Source organism: Zafaria cholistanensis (genome assembly GCF_008580665.1).
Taxonomy (GTDB): Bacteria; Actinomycetota; Actinomycetes; order Actinomycetales; family Micrococcaceae; genus Zafaria; species Zafaria cholistanensis.
Map to the genome: position 1 here is coordinate 1 of NZ_BKDJ01000015.1, position 26,303 is coordinate 26,303.

A 26,303-nucleotide genomic window follows, 5' to 3' on the forward strand; every position below is an offset into this window, starting at 1 on the left:
CCCGCGACGCGGCCTACGAGCTGGCTGCGCTGGTGGTCGATTCGCTCAGGGACTGAGGCGCGCAGCACGAAAGGCACCCGGCATGGCGGCGGACCGTCCCGTAGATTTCCTCCAGGATGTCGCTGTAGTCCTTGAGCACCTGGGCCCGCTTGATCTTCATCGACGGGGTAAGGTGACCCGAGGCCTCCGTGAAATCGGTGGCGACGATGCGGAACTCCTTGATGGCCTCGGCGTTGGAGACGGACTCGTTGGCGCGGGCAATGATGCCGGCGACCGCCGAGCGCACCACGGGGTTCTCCACGGCCTCCTTCAACGGAGTCGAGGCGGGCAGTTGGTGGCGCTCAAGCCAGCCCGGCAGCGCCTCCTCGTCCAGGGTGATGAGGGCGGAGATGAAGGGACGGCCGTCGCCGACCACCACGCACTGCGAAACCAGCACGTCGGCCCGGATCTGGTCCTCCAGCTGGGCAGGGATGACGTTCTTGCCGCCGGCGGTGACGATGATCTCCTTCTTGCGGCCGGTGATGCGCAGGAACCCGTCGTCGTCGAGTTCGCCGATGTCCCCGGTACGCAGCCAGCCCTCGGTGAACGTCTCCTCCTGCAGGTCCGGGCGGTTGTGGTAGCCGCGCATCACGCAGACGCCCTTGGCCAGAATCTCGCCGTCCTCGGCGATGCGCACCGCGTTGCCGGGCAGCGGCGCGCCGACGGTACCGATCTTGATCAGCGCCGGGGTGTTCACCGAGATCGGCGCGGTGGTTTCCGTCAGGCCGTAGCCTTCGAGGATGGTGAGGCCGATCCCGTGGAAGAAGTGCCCCAAGCGCTCGCCCAGCGGAGCGCCGCCGGAGACCGCGTACTCCACGCGCCCGCCCATGGCCCCACGGATCTTCCGGTAGACCAGCTTGTCGAAGACCCTGTGCTTGAGCCCCAGGAGCAGCGGGACCTTGCCGTCCTGCCTGGCTCGGGACCAGGCGACGGCGGTGTCGGCCGCGGCGTGGAAAATCTTGCCCTTGCCGCCGTCCTCGGCCTTGAGCATGGAATTGTTGTAGACCTTTTCGAACACGCGCGGCACGGCCAGGATGAAGCTCGGGCTAAAGCTTTGCAGGTCCGGCAGCAGGCTCTTCACATCCGAGGTGTGGGCGACATTCACCCCGGCCGCCACGGCCAGCACGGAGATGAAGCGGGCGAAGACGTGGGCCAGCGGCAGGAACATGATCGTCGAGGACCCCGGGGCCAACACCTCGGGCAGGGCCAGGCGGGCGTTCTCCGACAGTTCGACGAAGTTGTAGTGCGTCAGCTCGCACCCCTTGGGACGGCCGGTGGTGCCGGAGGTGTAGATGATCGTGGCCAGGCTCTCCAGGGTCCGGGATGCGCGGCGCTCCTCCAGCTCCGCGTCGCCCACGGCCGCGCCGGCCCGGCGCAGGGCCTCCAGTCCGTCACCCTCCATTTGCCAGACGTGGCGCAGCCCGGCCAGGCCCTCCTGCTGGGCGGCCTGGCGCACCGCATCCTCATGCCGCGGTCCCTCCACCACGGCGGCGGAGGCGCCGGAGTCGCCCAGGATCCAGGCGAGCTGGCTGGGGGAGGATGTCTCGTAGACGGGGACGGAGACGCATCCGGCGAACCAAATGGCGAAGTCCACCAGGGCCCACTCGTAGCGGGTGCGGGCCATCAGTCCCACCCGGTCTCCGGGGTTCAGGCCCCCGGCGATGAGGCCCTTGGCCAGCAGGGAGGCGTCGGCGGCGAACTCCGCGGCGCGCACGGGGACCCAGCCGCCCTGGCCGTCCGGGGTGGAGAAAAGCACCGGGTTGGCCGGGGAAGCAGCCTGCCGCAGGACGAAATCGGTGACATTGGCCTCCGGAGGGCTGGTCACCAGGGGGGGAACGCTGATCTCGCGCACTTCGGCTCCTTAGTCGGTCGGTCCTGCTTGGTCGGTCCTGCGTGGTCGGTTCTGCTCGGGTGCCCCGGTGGCGCGGCTCCGGAAGCAGGAAGCACGCCGGGCGTACCCATCGGCTCTGGCCAGCCCGGCGGACGGGCCGCGCACCTCCAGCCTAGTGGCACCCGTCACGAAAGCCACAGGCGCACTTATGGGCCCGGGGGTGAGGCTTCGCGGTCAATGGGGCGCCCCAGCAGGCGGCAGCGGACGGGGAGGGGGCCGCGGCCCGGGAGGCCGGCGGGTCCCGCGGCGGGCCCTCCCGAGGAGGTCCGCCGCTGGGTGCGCTGGCCTAGACGCGTGCGCCGTCGTCGCCCTCGCTGCGCTCGCGCGGCATGCGGAACACCAGGTACCCCGCCGCCACCACGAACACGGCGGCCAGGCCCAGCAGCACCGGCCCCGGAACGCCGCGCCAGAGCAGCGTGAACAGCAGCAGGAGCAGCGGGGCGCCCACGGCTCCGCACCATGCCAGCACCTTCGCGGGTTCCCCCGCACCCAACGCCGGTGGTTCCGGCGGGACGAAGCTGTCGCCGTCGTCATCCAAAAGTTCATAGTCGCGCGGCCCGCCCGCGGCGTCTCCGGCGCCGCTGGTGGCTTCGGGTCCAGTGTGCGTACCCATGCCCTCGCCTCCGGGCACGGGATCCCCGGCCCCCGCGGGATCCCCGGCCCCCGCGTGGCCGCCGGAAAGGCCCTCAGCGGAGGGGTTCCCCTCCAGGCGGCGGACCAGGTCGCGCCATGCGGCGTCGTCGGCGGCCCGGCCGGGGTGGCGGTCGCCGGCCTCGTTATCAGCCACGGTGGGCCTCCTCACCTGATGTGGACCCGTGGGACCTGATGAAATCGATCGTTCCCGAGAACAGGGTCCCGGCGTCGTGGTCCAGGGTGGCCACGTGGTAGCTGTTCGGCAGCGGCCGCACGTCCAGCGGCGCGCCGGACAGCCCCGCGCGCAGCGCGGCGATGCTCGACTCCGGAACCACATGGTCCACGGCGGAGCGGTAGGCGAGCACCGGCACGTCGATGCGCGGCAGCAGCGCCCGGGTCTGGGCCATGAGCAGCCCCAGCTGGTGCACGCCTGCCACGGGGGTCAGCGGGTAGGCGCCCTCGTCCTGGCCCGGCAGGGCGATGTCGTTGGCGATGGCCGCCACAGTGGGGCGCACCCGGTGCAGCAGTCCGGCGAAGCGCGCCGCCGGATGGGCGAACGTCAGCGCCGGGTTGGCCACCACGACGCCGGCCACGCCGCGGGCGGCGGCGAGCCGCAGCGCCAGCGTGCCGCCCATCGACAGGCCGCAGGCGAACACCCGGCGGTGGGTGGCCTGCAGGGCGTCGAACTCCCGCTCCACCGCAGCGATCCATGCGGCCCGCGGGGTCCGGGACAGGTCCTCCCAATGGGTCCCGTGGCCGGGCAGCAGCGGGACGGCCACGGGGAAGCCGGCGTCGGAAAGTGCCTCGGCCCACGGCAGGACGCTGCGCGGACCGGAGGTGAAGCCGTGGATGAGCAGCACCGCATCGGGGGAGGACCCCGCGCGCCGGAAGGCGGCGTCGCGCTCCCGCGGCGGCTGCGGCAAGATGTCCATGGTTCTCCCCGTGCGGGCCCTGGGGATGCGAGCCCGGGGCTGATGTGTGCCTAAAGTAGAGCGTAACCGACCGCGGTGCCCGGCGTCGCCGCGCCGCTACAGGCGGCTCCCGGACAGGTGGAAGGCACAGTGGTGTTCTACTGGATCATGAAGCGGATCTTCATCGCTCCGCTGGTGAATTTGCTGTTCAGGCCCTGGGTCAAGGGGCTGGACAACATTCCGGCACAGGGTGGGGCGATCCTTGCCAGCAACCACCTCTCCGTCTCCGATTCGATTTTCCTTCCGGTCGCCGTGGACCGTCCGGTGGTCTTCCTGGCCAAGAGCGACTACTTCACGGGCAAGGGCCTCAAAGGCAAGCTGACCGCCGCATTCTTCCGCCTGAGCAACCAGCTGCCGATGGACCGCTCCGGCGGCGCGGCCTCCGCCAGCTCGCTGGGGGCCGGCGAGCAGGCGCTGCGTGAAGGCAAGCTGCTGGGCATCTACCCGGAGGGCACCCGCAGCCCCGACGGCCGGCTCTACCGGGGCAAGGTGGGGGTGGCCAAGCTGGCCCTGGCCACCGGGGTCCCGGTCATTCCGGTGGCCATGATCGGCACGGACAAGGTCCAGCCGATCGGCAAGACCGTTCCCAACATCCGCCGGGTGGGCATGGTGATCGGCGAGCCGCTGGACTTCTCACGCTATGCGGGCATGGCCGAGGACCGCTTCGTCCAACGTTCGGTCACCGACGAGATCATGTACGCGCTGATGCGCCTGTCCGGCCAGGAGTACGTGGACGTCTACGCCCAAACCGTCAAGACCCAGATGGCGGCCGCCAAGCGCCAGGCCAGGGCCGAGCACTCGAAGGCCTCGCACGCCAAGGCCGTACAGTCCGGGACCGGGCAGGACCACCCCGAAGCCGTTCTCCCTGGAATCCCGGCCCCTGAAGCCGCTGCTCCCAAGGTCCCGGCCCCTGAAGAAGCTGCCGCCTCCGAGGTCCCCGCCCCTGAAGAAGCTGCCGCCCCTGAAGCCGCTGCCCCCGAGGACGGCCGGGACGCGGGCACGGCCACCTGACCCGGCGGTTCGCCCTCATGTTAACGTCCCGCGACCGGGCTTTACGCCGGATGCGGAGCGGCCGGGCCGGGGAGACTACCCTTTAAGGGTGACTGAGCTATCCTCCGCCCCCACTGTTCCGGTCGGCAACGCCGGCCCTGCCCTCGATCCCGGTCTGGACGTGTGGCGCACGCTGCCGATCCAGCAGCAGCCGAGCTGGCACGGGACCCCCGAGCACGACGCCGCGGTCCGGGAACTGTCAGTGCTGCCGCCGCTGGTGTTCGCCGGCGAGGTCGACGTGCTGCGCGGGCGCCTGGCTGCCGCGGCCCAGGGCAAGGCCTTCCTGTTGCAGGGCGGCGACTGCGCCGAGACGTTCGCCGATGCCACCGCGGACAAGATCAGCGCCCGCGTGAAGACCATCCTGCAGATGGCGGTGGTGCTGACCTACGGCGCCTCCATGCCCGTCATCAAGATGGGCCGCATGGCCGGGCAGTTCGCCAAGCCGCGCTCCTCGGACACCGAGACCCGCAACGGCGTCACCCTGCCGGCCTTCCGCGGGGACATCGTCAACGGCTACGAGTTCACCCCTGAATCCCGCCGCCACGATCCGGCCCGCCTGGTCAAGGCCTACAACACCTCCGCATCCACGCTGAACCTCATCCGCGCGTTCACCCAGGGCGGCTTTGCCGACCTGCGTTCGGTGCACAACTGGAACAGGGGTTTCACCGAGAACCCGGCGCACGCGGCCTACGAGTCGCTGGCCGGGGAGATCGACCGCGCGATCCGCTTCATGGAAGCCTGCGGGGCCGACTTCGACGAGCTCAAGCGGACCGAGTTCTTCGCCGCGCACGAGGCGCTGCTGCTGGACTACGAGCGCGCGCTGACCCGCACCGACTCCCGCACCGGACTGCCCTACGACACCTCCGCCCACTTCCTGTGGATCGGGGAGCGGACCCGCCAGCTGGACGGCGCCCACGTGGACTTCCTTTCCCGCGTGCGCAACCCGATCGGTGTGAAGCTGGGCCCGAACAGCACCCCGGAGGACGCGCTGGCGCTGATTGACAAGCTGGATCCGAACCGCGAGCCGGGCCGCCTGACCTTCATCAGCCGCATGGGCGCGAAGAACATCCGGGAGAAGCTGCCCCACCTGGTGGAGAAGGTGACCGCCTCCGGAGCGCAGGTGCTCTGGGTCACCGACCCGATGCACGGGAACACCGTCACCAGCCAGAACGGCTACAAGACGCGCAACTTCGAGGATGTCATGGACGAGGTCCGGGGCTTCTTCGAGGTCCATGACGCGCTGGGCACCTACCCGGGCGGCCTGCACGTGGAGATGACCGGCGATGACGTCGCCGAGTGCCTGGGCGGGGCCGACCCGATCCGCGAGGAGCAGTTCAACGACCTCTACGAGTCCGTCTGCGACCCGCGCCTGAACCACCGCCAGTCCCTGGAGATGGCATTCCTGGTCTCCGGCGCGCTGGCCAAGCGTGGCGGGCGCGCCTAGCACCTGCGGAACCACACCACGACGGCGGCCCGTTGCCTTGCCTGCGCAAGGCAGCGGGCCGCCGTCGTTATGCCTGCCGTCGTCCTACCTGCCGCGGGGATGCCGGCCGTGCCGGCGGGTTCCTAGACCACCGTGAGGGTGATGGTGGAGCCTTCCGGCGCTGTGCCCGAGCGCGGGTCCTGGTCGCGGACGGTCTCGAAGAAGCCGCCCAGGACCTCGTCGACCTCGACGTCGAAGCCCAGCTCCTCCAGGATCTCCTCGGCGTCGTCCACATCCTGGCCCACGACGTCCGGGACCTCGACCATGCGGGGGCCCTTGGACAGCACATAGCCGACGGTGGACCCGCGGTCGAGCCTGCCCCCGTCGGGGTCCTGGGAGATGACGGTGCCCTTGGGGATCTCCCGGCTGAACTCCTCGCCGGTGACCCTGCCCTTCAGTCCGGCGGCCGCGAGGGTGCGCTCGGCCTCGGCGGCATCCATTTCCTCGATGTCGGGGACCTCCACGGGGGCGGGGCCGCGGGAGACCACGATGTCGACGGCGGTGCCGCGGCGGACCTCCCTGTCCGGGGCGGTGGCCTGGGAGACCACCAGGCCCTGGTCCACGGATTCGTTGTAGGCAAGGCGCGATGAGCCCAGCTCCAGGTTCGCCTCGCGGAGCGCCTTTTCGGCGTCCTCCCGGGTGCGGCCCACCACGTTGGGCACCGCAAACAGTTCGGGCCCCTTGGAGACCAGGAGACGGACGTCTTCGTAACGGCGAATCTGGGTGCCTGCGGATGGTTCACTGCCGACCACCAGGCCCTTGTCGATCTTTTCGTCGAAGATCTCCCGTTGGGTGGAGTCGACGCCCAGGGCGTCGAGTTCCTGCACGGCTGCCGCGGCGGTCCGTCCTCCGAGGGAGGGGATGTTCACCGGGGCGCCGGGCCCCATTCCGAAGAACCAGCCGGCGACGGCGAGCAGGGCCGCGGCGAGCAGGAGTACCCCGGCCAGGATCCAGCCGCGGGTGCGTGAACCGGAAGGTTCAAGCCTTTCCAGCGGGCGCTGGGCCTCGCGGGCCCACTCCCTGCGGGCGGCCTTTTCGTCGCGCCGGGCCGCGCGGGCCGCAGCGCGGGCGGACAGCCCGGAGCCGGCCTCGCCGTCGGTGTCCTCCGCGGCGTCGGGACCGCCGTCGTCCTCCCCGTCGTCCCCGTCCTCCGTAATCCCGGCCGGCAGGACGGGGCGCGGATAGGCGCGCGTGGCGCCCTGGAGGCCGGCGATGACGCTGGTCGCGTCCCCGCCGGCGGGGATGGCCTCGGTAAGGGAGCCCGGCGTGCCGGGCCCGGCGGCCGCGGTTCCGGCCGCGCCGAAATCAAGCTGTTCGTCGGTGAGGGTGGTGCGGATGTGGCGCAGTTCGCCCAGTAGGGCCGCGGCGTCGCGCGGGCGGTCCTCCGGGTCCCTGGCCGTGCACCACTCCACCAGTTCGTCCAGGTCCGAGGCCAGGCCGGGGACGGCGGCCGAGGGAGCCGGGACAGACTCGTTGACGTGCTGGAAGGCGACCTGGATGGGGGATTCGGCGGAAAAGGGCTGCCGGCCGGTCAGCAGCTCGTAGAGCATGATGCCCACGGCGTAGACGTCGCTGCGGGCGTCGGCCGGCTCCCCGGTGATCAGTTCGGGGGAGATGTAGGCGACCGTGCCGACCAGGTTCCCGGTGGCGGTGTGTCCGGTGGCGGCGCGGGCCAGCCCAAAGTCCGCCACCTTGATCCGCCCCTCGTCGGAGAGCAGCACGTTTTCCGGCTTCATGTCCCGGTGGACCAGGCCGGCCGCATGCGCGGCGGCAAGCCCTTCGATCACCGGGTCCATCAGCGCCAGTGCCTGGCGCGGGGCAAGGCTGCCCCGTTCATCCAGCAGGTCGCGCAGGGTCCGGCCCCGGACGTACTCCATGGCGAGGTAGGCCAGGTGGCCGTCCACGCCCTGGTCCAGGACGCTGACCACGTGGGGGTGGGAGAGCCGGGCAGCGGTGATGGCCTCGGCCTCGAAGCGCTTGAGGAAGGCCGGGTCCTCCGCCAGGTGCGGGTAGAGGACCTTGAGTGCGACGTCGCGGTGCAGGCGCAGGTCGGTGGCCAGGTAGACGGTGGACATGCCCCCGCGGGCCAGCCGGCGCTTTACGTGGTACCGGCCATCCACCCTGCTGCCCACGAGTGGGTCGATCGCTTGTTCCGTCACTGTTCGATGGTATCGAGTGAACATGAAGGAGCCGAATCACATAGGGCCGGGTTCGCAGGCAGGTGAATGCGGCGCGCAATGCAGGAGGGGGCCGGGCCGCGGGTGCGGTCCGGCCCCCTCCGGGGAGCTGCGGTGGTGTCCGGGTTCAGCCGGGGAGCGGCTGTTCCCGGACGGGTGTGTACTGCTAGGAGGCGCGGCGGGCGCGGGCGGCGCGGCGCTTGAGGGCGCGACGCTCGTCTTCGCTCATGCCGCCCCAAACACCGGCGTCCTGGCCGCTCTCGATGGCCCACTGCAGGCACGTATCGATCACGGGGCAACGACGGCACACGCTCTTGGCCTCTTCGATCTGGAGCAGGGCCGGACCCGTGTTGCCCACGGGGAAGAACAGTTCGGGATCCTTGTCCAGACAGGCCGCGCGACTACGCCAATCCATGCTTGTTGATGCTCCTTGGGGGTTTGGGGGGTGGGGTCCCGCGGTGAACGGCCGGCGGGCTGGCAGAAGAAAAGGGAGCTACATGTGCTCCCTCCCCGACTGCCCAATCAGACTTTCATGTTACGTTCACGTAAACAAGGGGCACCGACTGCGAATTCACTGTTAAGGTGTGAGGCTTTCATCACAGGTCAACCTCCTCGCCATCCGGGTGTTAGGCCTTGACCGGCCGGGTGGTTTGTCCGGCCGGGTGGTTTGTCCGGCCGTCTGGTTTGTCCGGGCGACGTGGCCCGTCGGGACTGCGTGCTTTCCGAGTGCGTTGTCCGGGTGCTTTGTCGTGCTTTCCGGGTGCTTTGGCCGGGCCGGAGGGGGAAGCGGTAGATTTTGCGGGTGACTCCAGAACTTCCTGCTCCGCCCACACGCCCGGTCTCCGTAACGGCCATTGCCGTGCTGCTTGTCCTTGAGGGACTGGCGGTCCTGGCCGCGGCTGCGTGGTACCTACTGTCCATCGGGCAGGAAGGTCCCGTCAATATGGGCGGACGGCTCTTCATGCTTTTCCTCCTGCTGGCCGCGGGTGCCTGGCAGTTCCTGGTGGGGCATTTCCTGTTCCGCGGTAAGGCTTGGACACGGGCGTCCGCCCTGGCGTGGCAGGTCTTCCAAGTGATCTTCGCGGCGTCGTTCTTCGGTGGCGGGATGCCCCTGGTCGCGCTGGGGTTGCTGGTCCCCGCGGCCGCCATCCTCCTGCTGCTGTTCGACCCCAAGGCCACCGCCTTTTTCGGGGACCGGGGCGCCTCCGCTTCCCGGGGGGCCCAGCAGTAGTTTGCGGCCGCAGTTGCCACCCGAACGGAGCGTGCCGTTCAGGGGTGCGCGCAGTGGACCTGCCGCTGGACCCCGGCCACCAGGACGACACCCCGCCCTGGAAGGTCGCGCGCCAGCGGTTCGACCCGCCAGCCCACGATGTCGGCATCCGCGGGCGCTCGCGGGTTGAGCACGAGGACCGACTCGGCGGCCCGTGCCGTGGCGGCGAGCGGCAGGTCGAGGAACAGCCGCGGTCCGGGAGCCGCGGCCAGCACCACCCTCGACCCCGCCCGGTGCCACTGCTCGACCCGTGCCCGCTGCTCCGCGGAAAGGTCTGCGGCGTCGTCAACCAGCACCACCGGCGGGACCCGGTCCTCCGGGCCGCGTGCCCGATCCGCCGGCGCGTCCTCCGGGCCGATCCAGGCTGCCGGCGCCCCAATACTGGCTTGGAGGAACCTCAGCACCGAGGTCTTTCCGCTGCCCGGACGCCCCAGGACCAGCCCCACCCGGCCCGGCTGCCACGTCCATGGCCTGTTGTCGGGGCCTGTGACCCCGAGCAGGTAGCCCCCGCGCGCCTCCCGCGCAGCGGGGCCGGCTGCGGCCAGGCGGGGATCCCGCAGGAGGTCGCCGCCGGGCAGGTGGCGGGGCAGCGGCCGGCAGGCGGCCAGCGGCAGGCGGGCCGGTGGTGTGGACCCGGGCGCACCTGCCGGAAGCGGGCCAAGGAGTTGCACGGCCACGCCGCCGTCCGGCAGCCCGGGACCGGTCCAGACCGCGCGGCCGGGGATACGGCGCACCTTCCGCAGGCGCGGCCACAGCATGGTGGTTTCCGGCCCCAGCCCGAATGGCAGATAAAGTCGGTGCTCCGCTAGGGCGAAAAAACGCGACGAGGCAACGTCCCGGTCCCCGGCCACAATGATGGAGGGCCCGCCGGCCGCTCGGGCCAAACCTGCGAGCCGGTCCTCGAGGCGGGGCATGCCGGCGGGGCCGAGCGCGGCGAACCAGGCGGCCAGGCCCGTAAGCACCAGCACCCGGTCGGCGCCGGGACCGGTTTCCCCGCAGCCCTCCTCCAGCACATCCAGCATCCCGGAGACCCGCTCCGGCTCGGATGGATCGATGTAGCCTGCCACCCGTGGAAGGCCCGCCGCCTCGGGGCAGCTCAGCGCGCCGTCCAGCACGTAGACGTGGCACTCCGGTTCCATCCCCGCCGCGCCCTCAACGAGCCGGCGGACGAAGGCGGCACCGCCGCCCGATGGTCCGCCGACGAGCGCTATCCTGCGCTGCGAGCGCGGGGACCAGCCGAAGACCCGCACGCACTGTTCATCCACCAGGTCGGCAAGGCCCAGCGGCACGGCGGCTGCGGGCACAACGGGCAGGAACCGCCGGGGGATGCTCTCCAGGACCTCCGGCAGCGGCGGGGCAAACGGCGATGACGGCCGGTCCCTAGAGACAAGGCTGCGTGCGAGTTCCGCCACGGCTTCCCTGACGGGGTCAGGTCTGCCGGAGCCGGTTTCGGCGGAACCGGCTCCGGCAGGGGCGGCTCCGGCCGGCAGGACCGTGATCCGCCGCGGCCAGCCGCACGTGTCCAGGTCGGGGCCCACCTCCACTAATGACCATTCCGGCGCCGCCGCACCCGGGGGAAGGAGCCGAAACCGGGCCGGGGACTCGCCGCCCCTGCGCGCATAGCCCCATCCCGGAGCATCCACCGGGATTTCTGCCGCCGCGGCGGTCCCCAGCAGATCAACCGAATCGGTGGGGGCCAGAACCCGCAGGCAGACAACGGTGTTCAGGTTCGCGCGCAGGTCCGGGGGTACGCAGCCCTGCGGGCGTTGGGTGGCCAGTACCAGGTGCACCCCAAGGGAACGTCCGACGGCGGCCAGTCGGGCAAGGTCGGCCAGTGCTTCCGGCATATCATCGGCCAACACGCGGAATTCGTCGACCACCGCCACAAGGCGGGGGAGCACCGGCGGGTGAGGTCCGCCCGGGACGCGGGGTCCAGGGATGCCCCGATAGGCGGCGTAATCCGCCGCTCCCCACTCGCGCAGCAGGCGTTCCCTCCGGACGAGTTCGGCACGAAGGGACTCCAGGGTGCGCCGGGCTGTCTCCGCATCCAAGTCGGTGATGAGCGCCTGCGTGTGGGGGAGTGCCCGGAAGGCCGAAAAGGCGGACCCTCCCTTGAAATCGGCCAGCAGGAACCCCACCTCGGTGGGCGGGTAGCTCCTTGCCAGCTCCAGGAGCAGCGCTTTGAGCAGCTCCGACTTCCCGGAGCCGGTGGTGCCGGCCACCAACAGGTGCGGTCCGTCGGTTACCAGATCGAGCTGCAGCCCCGGCTCCCCTTCCCTCCAGCCCAAGTGCGCCACCAGCGAGGACACCGCCGATGCTGTTCCGGGAACGCCGGTGGCAGCGTCCTGCCAAGCCACCTTCCGGGGCCCCGGAAGGTGCCGGGAAGCCGGGTCCACCCGCGGAAGGACCTCTTCCTGCCCGCCGGCCGCCGTTGCTCGGCATGCCTCGTCCATAGTGCGGAACGACATGCCGTCCACCTCTACGCGTCGGCGTTCTGGCATCTGCGGTTCCCGGCGCTCCTCCAGCCAGCCGCCGTCCGGGGAGATCCGCCACTGCGCCGGCAGGGTGCCGGCCGGATCGAGGCAGAGCAGTGCAATGCGCTGCTCGCCGGCCGCGGCCTGGCAAGGGCCCAACCACTGCGGCGAAGAGCCCGCAAGGACCACAATGGCTGGGGTGTCTCCGTGTGGCAGCCGGGCCAGGTCACCCGGGGACCGGACCCGGGCGACCTGCGGATGTCGGCGGAGCGATGCGGGGAAGGCGCTCGCCGGGCCGGCAAGCAGCAGGAGCCAACCGGCGTCGTGCACGGCCACCGCCGCCCGGAAGACCAGGGCCCTTAGGGCGGCGGCCGCGGCGGCGGGGGCACCCGTCACGGCCACCACGGATCCTGCCCGCAGTGCGACGAGCACGGGACAGGCCATCAGGCGTACCGGTGGCGGAGCGGGGCCGGCCGCGACCGAAACGTTGGCTGTTGCCTCCCCGCGGCCCACCCGCAGGGGTAGTGAGCCGGCCCCCGATGCCGGGTTCCGTTCTGGGTTCCGGGCTGGGGGGCCAGCGGCCTCCGACAGGCCCAGCACCAGCGTGCCGAGGGCGGGGGCAAGGCTTTCCAGGCGGGCACGGTCCTGCTCCGCTGCAGCGCGAATCCGTTTCCTGAACCGGTGGCGCGCCCGCAGCTCAGCCGCCGCGGGGAGGCCCCCTGTCGCCAGCCCTACCGCGCCGAAGGCCAGGAACAGCCAGGACCCTGTCGCCGCCACCAACGCCGCACCGATCAGCAGTGGCAGCACGGCGCCGAGCAGCGCGAGGGCGGGCCGTCCCGACCCGGAGACGCCATCCACGGTCAGCGGGGGCAGGGGCCATTCGATGGAGGGAGGACACTGATCCTGCGCGGCGACCCGGAAGGTCGTCGAGCCGAGCCTGAAATGGTCGCCGACGGCCAACTGCAGGAACGGGCCGGAGGCACGCCGCAAGTGCACGCCGGGCCAGTTCAAGGTTATCGAGCGTCCGTCGACCACCAAATCGGCGTGGTGGCGGGAGATGGTTGGGTCCGCCACCGTGACGTCGCAGTTGTGCCGGCCAATCCGGTGCGCGCCCCGCGGTAACGGGTAGGCCGAGCCGCTGTCGGGGCCTTCCTCCACCAACAGCCAGAGGGGTGCCGGTGAGGCAGGGGCCGGGCGGCCTGCCGCGGCCGGGGTCAGCAGCAGGTGTCCGTGGGAGGGCAAGGCAGGGACCTCGGACAGGGGGATGTTTCCAGCATGCCACCGGATGCCGGGGGCGTCGGTGGCCAGGAGGTCGGCGAGCGCCTTCCCGGGCAATCCGGGCGGGCCCATGACGTCGAATTGGCGCAGCGCGGGGTCCGCCGGGCGCGTACCCGGCAGGCTCAGGTGTAGGGGCATGGTGGTCCTTCCACAAGGCGGGCGTGGATCCGACGGTAGCCCTGCGGCCGCGGGACGGGAGCGCCCCGGGCCCACGGTGTGGATGGCCCCTCCGTTGTCCACAGGGCTGGGGTGGTGATTGTGTAATCGCATGTCATCTGGGTAGTGTCTGGGGCTACGGATGCGACGGGCTGGGGGCGGCCGGGTTCCGCACCGTGGGGGAGACGACCTATGGACGGCGTTGGCATCGTCGAGGGCGAGGTTCGGGAACTGGTCCGCAGGCGTGGGCTTGATCCTGTCCGCCAGACCGCGGAAATGCGGCGCATTGTCGAGGCGGCAGTGAGGGACTACGACGAGCGTTCAATGCTTGGATCATTACCGCCGCTCGGACCGCTGGATGAAGCGATGAGCCGGGTCTTTGACGCGGTCGCGGGCCTGGGCCCCCTGCAGCCCCTGCTTGATGACCCGACGGTGGAGGAAATCTGGATTAATTCCCCCTCCGAGGTCTACTGCTCCCGGGGCGGAACGTCGGAACTGACGCCGATTCGACTGGAGGCGGAGCAGGTCCGGACGCTCGTGGAACGAATGCTTGCCTCGTCGGGCCGGCGGTTGGACCTCTCCTCCCCATTCGTCGATGCGGCCCTGCCTGACGGGTCGCGGCTGCATGTTGTGATTCCCGATATCACCCGCAGCGAGTGGGCGGTAAACATCCGCAAGTTCATTGCCCGGGCATCGCGGCTGGACCACTTGGTGGAGTTGGGCTCGTTGAGCCGCCACGCGGCCAGCTACCTGGAACTGGCAGTCGCGGCAGGGCTGAACGTCCTGGTTTCCGGCGCCACCCAAGCCGGCAAGACCACCCTCCTCAATTGCCTGTCCTCGGCGATCGGCAGCCGCGAGCGCGTGGTCACGGTGGAAGAGGTTTTTGAACTGAAGATCCCCTTGCGCGATGTTGTGGGGTTGCAGTGCCGCCAGCCGAACCTTGAGGGCGAAGGCGAAATCGGCATGCGCCGGCTGGTCAAGGAAGCGCTGCGGATGCGCCCGGACCGGTTGGTGATCGGCGAGGTGCGCGAGGCGGAAAGCCTGGACATGCTCATTGCGTTGAACAGCGGCCTGCCTGGCCTGTGCACCATCCACGCGAACAGTGCGCACGACGCGGTGACCAAGATATGCACCCTGCCGCTGCTGGCCGGGGAAAATATCTCAAGCCAGTTTGTGCTGCCGACCGTGGCCGCGTGCATTGACCTTGTGGTCCATTGCGAGCGCACGCCATCGGGGCGGAGGCGCGTCGCGGAGATACTTGCCTTGGGGCGGAGAGTGGAGAACGGGGTGATCGAGACGTCCAGCGTCTTCGGTCGCCGGGGTGGGGACTTGGCGCTCATGCCCTCCGCTGACCTGTCCCACCACAAGCTTGAGCGGGCAGGCATCGACGTCGCGGACCTGATGGAGTTCACGTCGTGAGCCTGGTGCTGGGGCTTGGGCTGGGGTTGGGAACCTTTCTTATCTGGTGGTCCCTGTGGGCGGAACCGCGGCAATCCCGGGTACGCGGGCCCAGCCGTATAGAGACCCTGCTGCTCCGGGCAGGCATGGACAGGATGGCCCCCGGAGGGTTCCTTTCCGCCACTGTGTCGAGCGCCGTGCTCTTTTTTCTGGTGGTCCTGGTCCTCACCCAAGGTCCGGTGATCGCCTTGGCCTTCGGGTTGTTCGGTGCCGCGGCTCCCTTCGCAATCCTGCGCTGGAGGGCGGCCCGGCGTGAAGCAGCGCTGCGGGGGCAATGGCCGGACGTCGTGGACCATTTGCGCTCCGCAATCCGCGCGGGCCTCACCCTGCCGGAGGCCCTTGGCCAACTCGCTTCCCAAGGGCCCGAACAGTTGCGTCCGGCGTTTGCGGACTTTGCGCGCGACTACCGGGCCACCGTCCGCTTCGACGAATCGGTGGAGGCGTTGCGCATCCGCCTGGCGGATCCGGTTGCGGACAAGATTGTCACCGCGCTGCGGATCACGCGAGAGGTCGGGGGAGCGGACCTTGGCGACATGCTGGGGACCCTGGCAGGATTCCTGCGGGACAGTGCACGAACCCGCGGCGAACTGGCAGCCAGGCAGTCGTGGACCGTCAATGCGGCCCGCCTTGCGGTTGCCGCACCGTGGGCCATCCTGCTGTTGCTGGCCGGACAGCCCCAAGCGGTCAGGGCATACTCGACCCCTGGCGGGGCGCTGGTGCTGGGCATCGGGTTTGGCATATCGGTGATCTGCTACCAGGCAATGCGGCGGATCGGCACCCTTCCCCCGGAAGAACGGATCGCCAAATGACCGGATGGCAGGCATGGGCCACAGGGTCGGGTTTTCTGCTGGGGATGGGCCTCTGGCTGGTTTTTACCGGGCTGCCGGCGATGCGCCGGGTTCCGTTCGCCGAGCGGGTGGCTCCGCAACTGCGGTCGGGCCGGCCAGCCTCCCGCCTTCTGGCGGCCCAAGACCCTTCGGGGACCCCGTTCGGTCCGCTGGGGCGTCTGTTGCGTCCCCTGCTGACCGATTTGGTGGCCTGGGCGAACCGCCTCAATCCTGTAAGCGGGTCCCTGGAGGACCGGCTGGCCAAAGCGGGCCTGTGCCTGGGGGTCGCCGACTTCCGCGCCTCCCAGCTTCTGTGGTCGGGGTCGGCGTTTCTGCTGGCGGGGGCCTTCGTGGCGTTATCAGCCGCGGCGGGCACCTTTAACGGGTTGTTTTCACTGGTCCTGCTGGCCGGTTCGGCGGTGGGCGGATTCGTGCTGCGCGAGTGGTACCTCGGGGAACAAATTGTGCGGCGGCGCCGTCGAATCCTGGGCCAGTTCCCCAGCATTGCCGAACTGATGGCCTTGGCGGTCGGAGCGGGCGACTCTACCGTCGGAGCGATAGAACGCGTCTGCAAGACGTCGCGCGGGGACCTTGCCGACGAATTCATGGCCGCCCTTGCCGAGGTCCGCGCCGGCACGCCGCTGGTCCAAGCCCTGGGGAACCTTGCCCACCGGATGGACTTTCCGGTTATGACCCGTTTCATCGAGGCCATCACGGTGGCCACTGAGCGGGTTTGATGGGAAACGTCGGTGTGTTGGGATAAGACGGAAAGGGAGTAAGCGGTTGGCGACGACCGGACAGCTGAGCCGGGTCGGTCGCGCAGACGGACACGATCCACTCGGCAGGGTTGCTGTGGTCTGGACGGCTTGGCAGGATGGCGATCCCTTGCGCCTAGGCGCATTGGAGGTTCTAGGAGTCGCCTGGGGTTTGACTATGAACGTGGACTGGGCGCTAGAAAAGCTGAATGAGTTGGATATCGGCATCGAGGAGTTACCTCTTGCGCGCGGCCAAGGATGGTGAACGGATCCGACTAGCGGAGCGGCAGATTGACCTGCTAAAGGCCCCTGTTACCGCTATTGCGGAATATCTGTTTGATGATTGGCGATGGGGTTCCGGCACTAGCCGCGACGTTCTTATTTCGCGTGCTCATCTACTTCGCGGCCAGTTGCTGTACGCGGCAGAAATAGCGGAGAACCTACAGCCCGAATCGCCGAGGCTAAGGGCCGACCGACTGCATCCTTGGGTTTGGCGCGGCGCCCCAGTCCCTTTGGATGAGTGGCCATTACGCGGACGCGGTGGAGACGGCGGCCAATATGGTCAACGCAGAGCTTCAAAATAAGGTAGGTCGTCGCGACATAAGCGACTCCAACCTGTGCGCAAGGTCGTTCTCGATGAAGCCATCCACGGAGAAGACGCCACGTCTCAGGTTCCCGGGCGACAGGGCCAGCCAAAGCTGGATCACGCGGCAGGACGGGCAGTTAACTTTTCGCGCGGTGCTTTCATGGCCATACGTAACCCACTGGCTCACCACGGCGGTACAGATTTCGAACAGCATGAGGCGCTGGAATTGCTGTCCGTCTTTTCTGTGAGTGCCCGATGGGTCGAGGAGTGTTCAGTTAAGTCACCCGTAGCGGCGTAGAGCTAACAGGGGACCCCTTGGGCTATGTGGAAAGTTCCAGCGCCGCGTCATAGGAGGACGCAGGAACGCACGGGTCGGACGGGCCACTCGACGTCGATGACTGCGGTCAGGGTCGTACCGGTGTTTTCAGGGGAGGCTATAGACGGTCATCACCGAGCCTGCCGAGGACGCTAACGACAGAAGGGCCTGGCCCGGGCTGCTCCGGGGCCGAGAGCGCACTTATGGGGCCCAGATGCGGGATGCGGCGTAAATCCAAGATCTATGCGTCCCACGCTGATTCGAAGAGGTAGATGTCATTTGGGCCCGGCTCTCGTAGCTCGCCACTTTCGAGTCGGATCCACCGGGTGCCCGTACCGTCATTGAACAGGAGCAAACGGGAGCCAGATGGGATCTTGGGGGGAGCGGCGCGGTCGTAAAGATCACGAAGCCTACCTTCATGGATGCGAGAGCCTCGGGCTTCAATAACTTCAAAACGGCACACCTTATAGGGCTTCGTCGTGCCGTCCTCGGCGGGCCAGAGTTCGGCAACGCTGATCTTGAAAATTGGCTCCTCGGAGCCGTTATGAACCTCGTAAATACGACGGCGACCATAGTCTTCGTGGGACACGCGCGAGACAAGGGTGACTTGGCCTGCCAGCCGACGTTTGCGGCTGGCCTCCTCCTCCTCTTGCTGTCGCTGAAACTCAACGCGTTCGGCCCGAGCCTGCTCCCGGTCCTCTTGAGCGGCGCGGCGGTCCTTCTCCGCCTGCCTGTTGCTATGCCACGCAAGAGCGAGGGATATGACGACAGCGAAAAGGGTGGCAATCCCACCTAACCACTCGCCGGCGGTCCCTAACTCCATTCCAAACGGTGGCGCAGCGGGGGCAGGGGAAGGCGAGGGGGTAAAAGTCATCGTGATTAACCTAGCGAGCGAGATCGGCATCAGGACAGCGGAAGCGCGGACTTACGTGCTTGCGATTCCGTTAGCAAACTGCCTACTTGTAGGGGCAATTTCGCTTGTCGTGTCCGTGATAGCCGCAAACGCTGCACGTTCCCGCGTTCTGGCTAACGGCGCAAGTCCTAATGTCGTGGCCTGGAATCCCACACCATGAACAGGTCCGACTACCGGCCATTGCTTCCCCCTAATACATGCCTCATACTTGAACGCTCATGCTACTGGCAGAAACTTTAGTCGGCCAAAGTCCCGAGCTCTTTAGTTTCCGCGAGGGCACGGGAGAGGCAGGCCTTCCCTGCAACTGGCGTTATTTGTATGCATGGCCGGGTCACATGCCTAACGCTCCGCTCCGAGCCCCCGGGTGCTGCTCTGCAGCCCTATGGAGCGCCTGTGGTATCAAGAAATCAATAGGGACAGTGCGGACGGGAGGCGGGCGTAGGCGGCCCCTCAGCGACCTCGGCTAGCGCTGGGGGCGTACCTGGAAGCGCGTTCGTCGGTAGCGGCACATGAGACGTCGTCGGGATGGGGCCGCGTGTCAGCGAACGTGAGCCCACGCTTCCGAGTCAAGGATCTTTTTTACGGTGGACGCATGCCACCTAGCGCCGCCCTGCGCTGTGGCTACGCCCTCGCCGTTAAGCGTGTCGGCGATTCCCCGCAGGGATGCCCCGTCGCGCTTCATAGCCTTGATCTGCTTGACGACGAGGAGGGGAAGCTGGGGGCGCCTCCCCAGCTTCACGCCCTCGCGCTTGCGCTGGGCCAGCCCCTCACGGGTGCGATCGCCGATGAGGCGCCGCTCATACTGTGCCACGCTGATTTGCACGTTAGCCATGAACTCGCCCTGCGAGGTGGTGGTGTCTAGGTCCATCTCGCTAAGCACCATGGCCCATCCCTCGCGCCGAGCGCGGCCCATGAGCGCCGAAAAGTCCTCCACGGTACGGCTGATGCGGTCAATACGCACGGCCAGTAGGTAGTGTGCGGCGCCAGCGGCGAGCATCTCGAGCGCGTCATTCAGGATGGGACGCGCCTTGCGCGTCATGGCCTTGCCGGATGCCTGTTCCTTCATGACGACGACGTCCCACCCGCGCGCCCTGGCGACGCTGGCGAGCACCTCCGCCTGCGCGTCCAAGCTGGCGCCGTTGGCGGCCTGCTCCTCGGTAGAGACTCGGGCGTAAACGATGGCGGTTCGGGCGGTGCTCATGGCGCAAACGTATACCAATGGACCGTTTGGTGTACGCGAGGGGACGCCGACGGGGCCGAATCGACGCCGACGGTGCCCGGCGGGCCGTCGTCCAGCGACGTGCTGACGCGTTCCCCCAGACCCGCGCGCGGAGAGAGATGCTATGCCGCTTCGGGGTTGGGAGAAGGGGGCGGGGGGAGTCCTCCCCCAGGGGGTGCCCGGCGCTGCCGCCGTCGCAGGGCCGCAGGCGACCGCCTCCCGACCTTGTGGGGGCCAGCACGGCGCAGGCCTCCGGAGGCCCAAGAGGAGCCCTGGTGTGGCGCGTGGGCGGGGCCGGGGCGCAGGTTTGCCGCAAACGACGCAGGCCGTTCAGGTCACGGGACCACGAGGTAACGCTTGCGGGCACCGCCGTTGACGACGTTGCCAGTCTCCTCCAGGAGCGCATAGAACGCGGTACGGCCGACGCGGAGGGCGCCGTGCTTCTGCTCCCTGAGCTTTTGGTACGTACGCGGCGCCTCGATGGCACGCCTCCACGCGGCCCACACGTCGCCGATAACGTGGCGGCCGGACGGGAGACCGGCGGCCCACTTACCGAGGAGGTCGCGGACCTGGGCCTTGTCCTCGTCGCGGCGGTTCGCCTCGCGGGAGGAGCGGGCCACGCGGACGGCGGCCGGATCCTCGACGACGACCGAGCGTGCCGCCTTGCGGGCCTCGCGTGCGGCGTCCTCGGCGGCCTTGTGCTCCTCCTCGGAGAGTTCCGGGAGACGCTCCCGCACGTCGCGGGCCACAGCACGAAGGTAGGTGGTAGCGCCACGCTCGGCGGAGGTCAGCACCGCGCGGGTGCCGGTGGCACGGCGGGCACGGGCGCCAGTCGGCGCGGTGGCGAGGACGGCCTCCAAGAGGGCCATGAGGGCGCCGGAGACGTCGGCCACAAACTCGCGCCATGGGACCTTGACGGTCTCCTCGGCGATCACGCGGTAGACGTGGCCGTTGCCCTCGTAGTCGACGTATTCGCGGTAGCCATTGGCGGCGAGGTGCGCCTGGATGACGTTGGCGACGGCGCCGGGTGCGATGGCGTCCTCGCCTCGGATCGTGCCGCCATTGCGCGGGGAAAGGAGGGCGTCGACGTGGGCAGGGGTCAGTTGGGAAGCATTGAACATGGAAGGTGAACTTTCTAGGTGAAGTGGTGGCAGTTCAGCCCACGGCGCCGAGGTGGTGGCGGTGCCGCCCTTGTGGGCGGTACTCGCGGATGGGCGCCGAGCGGGGCGTCACGTTGGGGAGGGTGAATAGTTGGCGTTTGGTGGTGCGTGCCGTTGTGCTCTGTTTTTTCTTCAAGAGAGAGAGCTTCTTAGAAAAGAAATAGAACTAAATGGCACGCACCACTCGACGCGAACTATTCACCTTGAGGAGGTGGCGACAGCCTCTCCTCGGCGTCTCTAGGCGTGTAACCGGTCTAGAAGTGCGCGGGCGGCGCTAACGCTCTCCGGGGACGGGAGAGGAGAGGGCCAGCGTGGACCAAAGTGTCCAAGGCGGGGAGTGTGCAAACGATCACAGCGGCGCAGGAGAGCGGCCCGCTGTCTCTTCCCGGCGCAGGCCTCCTTGATGCTGTCGCGGGGCAGGCGGCCCGCGCTCGCCGTCTAAGCCTGCCTCTCGGCGTCAGGACGCCGGCAGGTCCCGTGGTGCCTAGCCGTTGCTTCCCGCCCAAACCAGCCGGAGGCGTTCCTCGCCTCTGAATGGGGTGTTGCCTCCCGCGTGTGGGCGGATCGGGGACAATACCTCGATGCGGTCGAGGGCCATCCGGAGGAACTCGCGTCGCTCGCCGACGTCCCACGCGTCCCACGCCGACCCGGGGCCGATGGGTCCGCTATCGCTGTAGGAGAGCGAGTCCAGCCACGGGGCCAGGTTCGCCGAGGAGGCCGGAAGCGCCGTCAGGGCCTTGTGCGCCACCTCTAGGCGGGCCGTTAGGGTCGCAACCTGTCGCCGGTAGCGAGCGGTGCCGGTCTCTCCGTCAAAGATCCCTGCGGCGCGATCGTCGTCGAGGCGTTCAAGCGCCGAGCGTGTCGAGTCGATGGATGCCTGGAGCGTCGCGCGCTCGGCAGCGACCTTGCCGTCCTCGGTACGGGCGGCGAACCGTTCAGTAGCGGTCAGGAGGAAATCGAGGTCGTCCGGGTCCTGCGGGTCCAGCGCCGCGAGCCGCGAAAAGACGGCGCGGGCGACGTAGTCCTCCGCATGAAACATGGAAACACTAGTTCCTGTGCACCCTCCGCCGCGCTTGTGGCGCATACAGCGGTAAGCCCCGCCTGTGGGTATGTTGCGGCGCCGGGCAGCGCCCATGCCGCCTCCGCACAGCGAGCACACCATTAGCGACGTCCCGCCGAGGAGAGATGGCTCTTTCGCGGTGCCGCGCGTGACTGGGCGGGCCTCCAAGATGTCCTGTAGCCGGTGCCAGTCTGCGGGGTCGATCAGTGCCTTCCATGGCCGAAGCGGAGCGCCGTTGTCGTCTCTTTCCAGCATGAGCCGCCCGCGTGAGTCACGGGGAACCTCAACGTTCCGGCCTGCACGGTGGGCAGGCATATATCCGGCCAGTTGGGGCGCCCGGAGGATGCGTGTGAGGGTCGAGGTAGTCCACTCAGCACCGGACCGGGGGCGGAGATTGCGGGCGTTCAGTTCGCGAGCCAAGGAAAGGACGCTTTCGCCGCTCAGGACCCGCTTGACGGCCTCGCGGACGACGGCGGCCTCGGTAGGCTCCGGGACAAGGCGGCGGACGGTTAGCGTGCCGTTGACGACGCGTTCGGCGGAGAAGCCGAACGGCGGGCGTCCTCCAGCGTGCGACCCGACAGCCCGGAGGGTGGCCTTAGCGCTGCGCGAGCGTGCAGATATGTTTTCGCTTTCCTGTTCGGCGAGCGCCGCGAACAGGCCGAAAATACCGGTTCCCATAGCGGTGGACGTGTCTAGGAACGGCTCCTCTGCAGACACTAGGGCCGCGTTATGCTCGCGGAGCACGCCGACGATACGGAGGGCCTCGGCGACGCCCTGCCGGGTTAGGCGGTCGAGGCGATAGACGACGAGAACGTCAGCCTCCCGGCGGGCCACGGCGGCGAGCGCGGCGTCGAGGCCGGGGCGGGCAACCTTGGGGTTGTAGCCGGACGCGCCAAGGTCCTCATAGTGACCTGCGAATGTCCAGTCTCGAGCTTGGATTAGGGCGCGCGTTTGGCGTCGCTGGGCCTCCGGCGACCCTTGGGACTCGTCCTCGCGTTGCTTGGACTGGCGCGCGTAGGTAATGGCTCGGCGTGACATGTGACTATCGTACGTATCCCAATGAGCGCACCACTCCTGCCGTCCTCTGGGCCCGCACTCGCACGCCGACTGGCTGGCCCTGCCCGAGGCCGACCAGCTGCCCCGCATCGAGGCCGCCGTCCGCGCCCAGGTTTTCGCCGAGGACCCACGCCCCGCTGACGACGTCCTCCCCGAGCCCGTGACTGCGGCACCTACCACCATTAAGCTCAAGCCTGCCGAGGCCAATGCCACAGGCGTGAAGACGCGGCCAAATGCTTTCGCCCCTATCCTGTCCGGTCCGCAACATATGCTGTTAGGAGCTCAGCACGCTCACTTCTGGAACTCGGAGACCATGAAACTACGCCCTTACTACCGCATCGAACCCGCTCAGTGGATGTTTCGAGATCACCCTGACGTGATCGAGGCAACTCGACGTGCATTGGCTAACCCGCTCGCGGATGAACGAACCATCGAAGAATACGTCCGTCAGTGGATGCTGCGTGAGCTGGTGGAAACCTACAACTACCCGAAGGAGTGGTTGGGCGAACGTATCATCATCGAAGAAGCCGTCAAGATGGGCGTTGGGTCAAAACAGGCAGACATCTCCATTAAGAACTCGGGACACAAGACGTACCTGTACATCGAGACGGCGAACGCGTCCGTCAAAGGTCGGGAGTTCGATGAGAAGCAAGGTCAGCTGGAGTCCTACCTGGCAGCTACACATACGGCTACTATCGGGTTGGTAACTAATGGTCTTGATACACGAGTCTTAGAAAAAAAGATTGACCCAAATGATTTTAATCTGATCCCGGATATTCCCGGTTTCGGAACTACTGCAAAGCAACGTCACGTTCTCATTCGCGAAATTCGCCCAGAAGATATGAAAGCTGGACGGAAGACTGGCCTAGATCCGATTACAGCAAAGCTTGAACATATTCTATTTGAGTGCCACAGCGTTATCCGTGATGTCGACGGATTGCATGACGATGAAGCGCTCGATGAACTTAGCAAGCTCATCTTCGCAAAAATGTACGATGAGCGGCTGACCTGCCAGAAGCCAGACGGAACGCCCTTCCGGTTCCAAGCATACGGAGCATCAAACACGGAGGAAGCGGCGTCGGTAGTTCGTGACCTCTACGCTGAAGCTCGCGATGCGGATATGAATTCTAATGCCCAAAAGATTATCGGATATGAACGATCTCGCGGTGTCTTCAAGGGTCAAATCCGCTTGTCATCGAATGCACTCTTCAGGGTGATTGAAAAGCTCCAAAACTATTCATTCCTCGACTCAAAGACGGACATTAAAGGACGAGCTTTTCAAAAGGTCCTGGGCGCCGCAATTCGCGCGGGTATGGGCCAATTCTTTACCCCGCATGAGGTCGTCAGCCTCATCATTGAAATGGTTGACCCTAACGCGAATGACCTAATTCTCGATCCATTCTGCGGCTCGGGTCATTTCTTGTCTCAGTGCATCGAGCACGTCGAAACAAAGCACGGCCATGAACTCGATGATTATAGCCGTTACGACTTCAGGTTCAATCGGCTACACGGTGTTGAGAAAAGCGACCGTATGGTACGAATCGCGATGACAGATATGCTTCTTCACGATGACGGACATACTAACATCCGGAATACCGATGCATTCCTGAGCTTTGATAATTACCCAGATCTTGTAGCTCTAGGCGGCAGCGAAAACGATTCTCCTCAAGTATTTTCCAAGGTCCTGACCAATCCACCATTTGGCTCGATCATGCAAGGTGAGATTGGCGATATCCTCGGACGATTCTCACTAGGAGCCAAGAAGAAGTCGTTGCCGCTGGAGTATATTGCCATTGAGCGCTCTCTCAGTTTTCTGAAGCCTGGTGGCACTTTGGCTATCGTTCTGCCTGACGGTATTATCACAAATTCCAACGCCCAATTTGCGCGTAGCTGGATTATGAGCCAGGCACAAATTCAAGCGGTCATAAGCCTTCCTCTCGAAACTTTTGGCCCCTATGGGACCATGACTAAAACAAGTGTCCTGATTCTTCGAAAGTTGAACACTGACGAAGTGGCTAAGGACGATTACACCGTATTCATGGCTGACGTTTCAGACATCGGTTACGATGCGACTGGTCGACCAACGAACGGCCAGGACCGTCAGGAAATTATCCGTGCTTGGAATACATACAAATCAGGCCTACAAGAGCTAGGCGTCGCCAAAGAGCGGGCGTATCTGACCACCGCAGAAAAAATTCAATTCCGCTGGGACTTTAAGGCGGGATTGATTGACACCGACGACGACTATGTAGAGATCGGCAATTATCTGACGGTCGCCCGTGAAACAAGGTCGCTTCAGAAGTTTAAAACCGAGACATTCCCGTACGTCAGTGTTGCCGAATTGGGCAATGATGACTTTCTTATCCGTGCTGAGGAGATAGAGAAGGTTGCGGGACCTCGACTGCAAGGCAGCAAAAATATTGCTAAAGGTGGCGACGTGCTCTTTGCTCGCTTGGGGCCGAGTATGGCTAACCGGAAGTCCGTGCTGCTTGATGAAAACGTAGGCCAGGTTTACTGCTCCAACGAATTTCATGTTCTTCGACCTAAGGAAGGTATTCCTTCCGAGTATTTGTTGTACCTGGTCAAGTCGGAAACTTTCATCACCCAGGCGCGCGCCAAGGCACGAGGAGCGACGCCGAGCCGTTTGCGGCTTCACCGGGATGACTTGCCGAAGCTGCGAGTACCGTTGCATACGGATGAAGAGCGCAAGCAACTTGGCTCGCGGTATTTGGAAGGTCGCAAGGAGGCCGCTTCCCTGAGGAAACAGGCCAACGACCTGCATTCGGATGTTTCTCCGGATTTTTAGCCCCTCCCGTTTCTTCGCACAATAGACTGCGCCCCGGCCTCGGACTCTCCCGCGACGGGGCGCTGTCTTTTTCTGGCTAAGGCTGCTTCTGACCCTTTCAACGGTAACTATGGAACACGTTCCACCGAGCGCGGAACCCCACTCGCGCAGGTTCTGCGGGCTCAGGCCCAGGATGTCCGGGACAGCGCCAAGCGCGAACTCATGGAGACCGCCGGCCGCAAGGAGATCGGAATGATGGTCCCGGTGGTTTTTGGAATCCTTCCGCTCACGATCGTCTTCGCCGTCTATCCAGGTCTGTCGCTGATCGACCTCAACTACTGAAAGAGCCGGTCGCCGCCGCTGAACCAGTGCCGCTGACCGGCCCGCACCACCACGGATCTTGCACACCACAGGTACCAGGCAGAGAAGGGGAGCACCATGAGGGAGCACATCAAGGACTGGAAGAGGCTCGGACTAGGGGCCCGCCTGGCAGCGGCTGCTTTCCTGACCGGCGTCTTGGCACGGCTGCGTCGGGACCAGCGCGGGGACGTACCCGGGTGGGTGATGATCACCCTGATGTCCGCAGTCCTCGTGGCCGCCCTGCTGGCGGTGGCCGGGCCACGCCTCGAGGCGCTGTTCGACCAGGCCATTACCCGGGTCGCGGGCCTGGGGTAGCCCGTGGCGGCGATGCCCCGCCCCGGGGGCGGCCCGGGGCCTGAACGCCGCGGCGGATCCGGCGCCCGGCA

At 67.1% G+C, this 26,303-nt stretch carries 18 protein-coding genes and 2 pseudogenes; 11 read left to right on the forward strand and 9 right to left on the reverse strand.

Annotated elements, in window-relative coordinates:
* Positions 1-13 precede the first annotated feature (13 nt).
* The 3 genes from NCCP_RS12375 to NCCP_RS12385 form a co-directional block, all read right to left on the reverse strand.
* Positions 14-1,891 carry an AMP-dependent synthetase/ligase gene (locus NCCP_RS12375; protein WP_149957602.1) on the reverse strand — a complete coding sequence of 626 codons (1,878 nt, stop codon included), beginning with the start codon at positions 1,889-1,891 and terminating at the stop codon, positions 14-16.
* 325 nt (positions 1,892-2,216) lie between these two features.
* Positions 2,217-2,717 carry a hypothetical protein gene (locus NCCP_RS15045; protein WP_172627394.1) on the reverse strand — a complete coding sequence of 167 codons (501 nt, stop codon included), beginning with the start codon at positions 2,715-2,717 and terminating at the stop codon, positions 2,217-2,219.
* Positions 2,710-3,495, reverse strand: coding sequence for an alpha/beta hydrolase (locus NCCP_RS12385; RefSeq protein ID WP_149957603.1), 786 nt, complete (start codon positions 3,493-3,495; stop codon positions 2,710-2,712). Before NCCP_RS12385 ends, NCCP_RS15045 begins: the two co-directional genes overlap by 8 nt.
* A gap of 132 nt (positions 3,496-3,627) precedes the next feature.
* Between NCCP_RS12385 and NCCP_RS12390 the strand changes: the two genes are divergently transcribed.
* Together NCCP_RS12390 and NCCP_RS12395 are read left to right on the forward strand one after the other, a co-directional pair.
* Positions 3,628-4,545: a lysophospholipid acyltransferase family protein gene (locus tag NCCP_RS12390; protein WP_149957604.1), complete on the forward strand. Its 918-nt coding sequence runs from the start codon at positions 3,628-3,630 to the stop codon at positions 4,543-4,545.
* 88 nt (positions 4,546-4,633) lie between these two features.
* Positions 4,634-6,028: a class II 3-deoxy-7-phosphoheptulonate synthase gene (locus NCCP_RS12395; protein WP_149957605.1), complete on the forward strand. Its 1,395-nt coding sequence runs from the start codon at positions 4,634-4,636 to the stop codon at positions 6,026-6,028.
* Positions 6,029-6,150: 122 nt separating this feature from the next.
* On the opposite strand, the gene NCCP_RS12400 is transcribed toward NCCP_RS12395, so the two are convergent.
* Positions 6,151-8,226, reverse strand: a complete 2,076-nt coding sequence (locus NCCP_RS12400; RefSeq protein WP_225873823.1) for a Stk1 family PASTA domain-containing Ser/Thr kinase — start codon at positions 8,224-8,226, stop codon at positions 6,151-6,153.
* A 184-nt stretch (positions 8,227-8,410) separates the two neighbouring features.
* Positions 8,411-8,659, reverse strand: coding sequence for a WhiB family transcriptional regulator (locus NCCP_RS12405; RefSeq protein ID WP_086994524.1), 249 nt, complete (start codon positions 8,657-8,659; stop codon positions 8,411-8,413).
* Between the two features lie 387 nt (positions 8,660-9,046).
* On the opposite strand from NCCP_RS12405, the gene NCCP_RS12410 reads away from it, so the two are divergent.
* Complete coding sequence (locus NCCP_RS12410; RefSeq protein WP_149957607.1) at positions 9,047-9,475, forward strand: hypothetical protein; 429 nt, start codon at positions 9,047-9,049, stop codon at positions 9,473-9,475.
* A gap of 38 nt (positions 9,476-9,513) precedes the next feature.
* Here the strand turns inward: NCCP_RS12410 and NCCP_RS12415 are convergent, their stop codons facing one another.
* Entirely contained in the window at positions 9,514-13,404 is a 3,891-nt protein-coding gene (locus NCCP_RS12415; RefSeq protein ID WP_172627395.1) for an FtsK/SpoIIIE domain-containing protein, read from the reverse strand.
* 210 nt (positions 13,405-13,614) lie between these two features.
* On the opposite strand from NCCP_RS12415, the gene NCCP_RS12420 reads away from it, so the two are divergent.
* From NCCP_RS12420 to NCCP_RS12445, 5 genes and pseudogenes are all read left to right on the forward strand, one after another.
* Entirely contained in the window at positions 13,615-14,841 is a 1,227-nt protein-coding gene (locus tag NCCP_RS12420; RefSeq protein WP_149957609.1) for a TadA family conjugal transfer-associated ATPase, read from the forward strand.
* Positions 14,838-15,689, forward strand: coding sequence for a type II secretion system F family protein (locus NCCP_RS12425; RefSeq protein ID WP_149957610.1), 852 nt, complete (start codon positions 14,838-14,840; stop codon positions 15,687-15,689). The genes NCCP_RS12420 and NCCP_RS12425 overlap by 4 nt, the downstream gene beginning before the upstream one ends.
* Positions 15,686-16,444: a type II secretion system F family protein gene (locus NCCP_RS12430; RefSeq protein WP_149957611.1), complete on the forward strand. Its 759-nt coding sequence runs from the start codon at positions 15,686-15,688 to the stop codon at positions 16,442-16,444. The genes NCCP_RS12425 and NCCP_RS12430 overlap by 4 nt, the downstream gene beginning before the upstream one ends.
* Before the next feature lie 534 nt (positions 16,445-16,978).
* Positions 16,979-17,346: pseudogene (locus tag NCCP_RS15610) on the forward strand (TIGR02391 family protein).
* A 436-nt stretch (positions 17,347-17,782) separates the two neighbouring features.
* Positions 17,783-18,160 carry a hypothetical protein gene (locus tag NCCP_RS12445; protein ID WP_149957614.1) on the forward strand — a complete coding sequence of 126 codons (378 nt, stop codon included), beginning with the start codon at positions 17,783-17,785 and terminating at the stop codon, positions 18,158-18,160.
* A 655-nt stretch (positions 18,161-18,815) separates the two neighbouring features.
* On the opposite strand, the gene NCCP_RS12450 is transcribed toward NCCP_RS12445, so the two are convergent.
* The 3 genes from NCCP_RS12450 to NCCP_RS12460 all read right to left on the reverse strand — a co-directional run bounded on the left by NCCP_RS12450 (position 18,816) and on the right by NCCP_RS12460 (position 22,754).
* Positions 18,816-19,478, reverse strand: coding sequence for a recombinase family protein (locus NCCP_RS12450; protein ID WP_149957615.1), 663 nt, complete (start codon positions 19,476-19,478; stop codon positions 18,816-18,818).
* Between the two features lie 353 nt (positions 19,479-19,831).
* Positions 19,832-20,617, reverse strand: a complete 786-nt coding sequence (locus NCCP_RS12455) for a hypothetical protein (RefSeq protein ID WP_149957616.1) — start codon at positions 20,615-20,617, stop codon at positions 19,832-19,834.
* 523 nt (positions 20,618-21,140) lie between these two features.
* Positions 21,141-22,754, reverse strand: coding sequence for a recombinase family protein (locus NCCP_RS12460; protein WP_172627396.1), 1,614 nt, complete (start codon positions 22,752-22,754; stop codon positions 21,141-21,143).
* A 178-nt stretch (positions 22,755-22,932) separates the two neighbouring features.
* On the opposite strand from NCCP_RS12460, the gene NCCP_RS12465 reads away from it, so the two are divergent.
* The 3 genes and pseudogenes from NCCP_RS12465 (at position 22,933) to NCCP_RS12475 (ending at position 26,232) form a co-directional block, all read left to right on the forward strand.
* Entirely contained in the window at positions 22,933-25,578 is a 2,646-nt protein-coding gene (locus NCCP_RS12465; RefSeq protein WP_149957618.1) for an N-6 DNA methylase, read from the forward strand.
* 120 nt (positions 25,579-25,698) lie between these two features.
* Positions 25,699-25,899 (forward strand): annotated as a pseudogene (locus NCCP_RS12470) (type II secretion system F family protein); the annotation flags it as partial.
* 96 nt (positions 25,900-25,995) lie between these two features.
* Positions 25,996-26,232: a hypothetical protein gene (locus NCCP_RS12475; RefSeq protein WP_149957619.1), complete on the forward strand. Its 237-nt coding sequence runs from the start codon at positions 25,996-25,998 to the stop codon at positions 26,230-26,232.
* Positions 26,233-26,303: the final 71 nt, after the last annotated feature.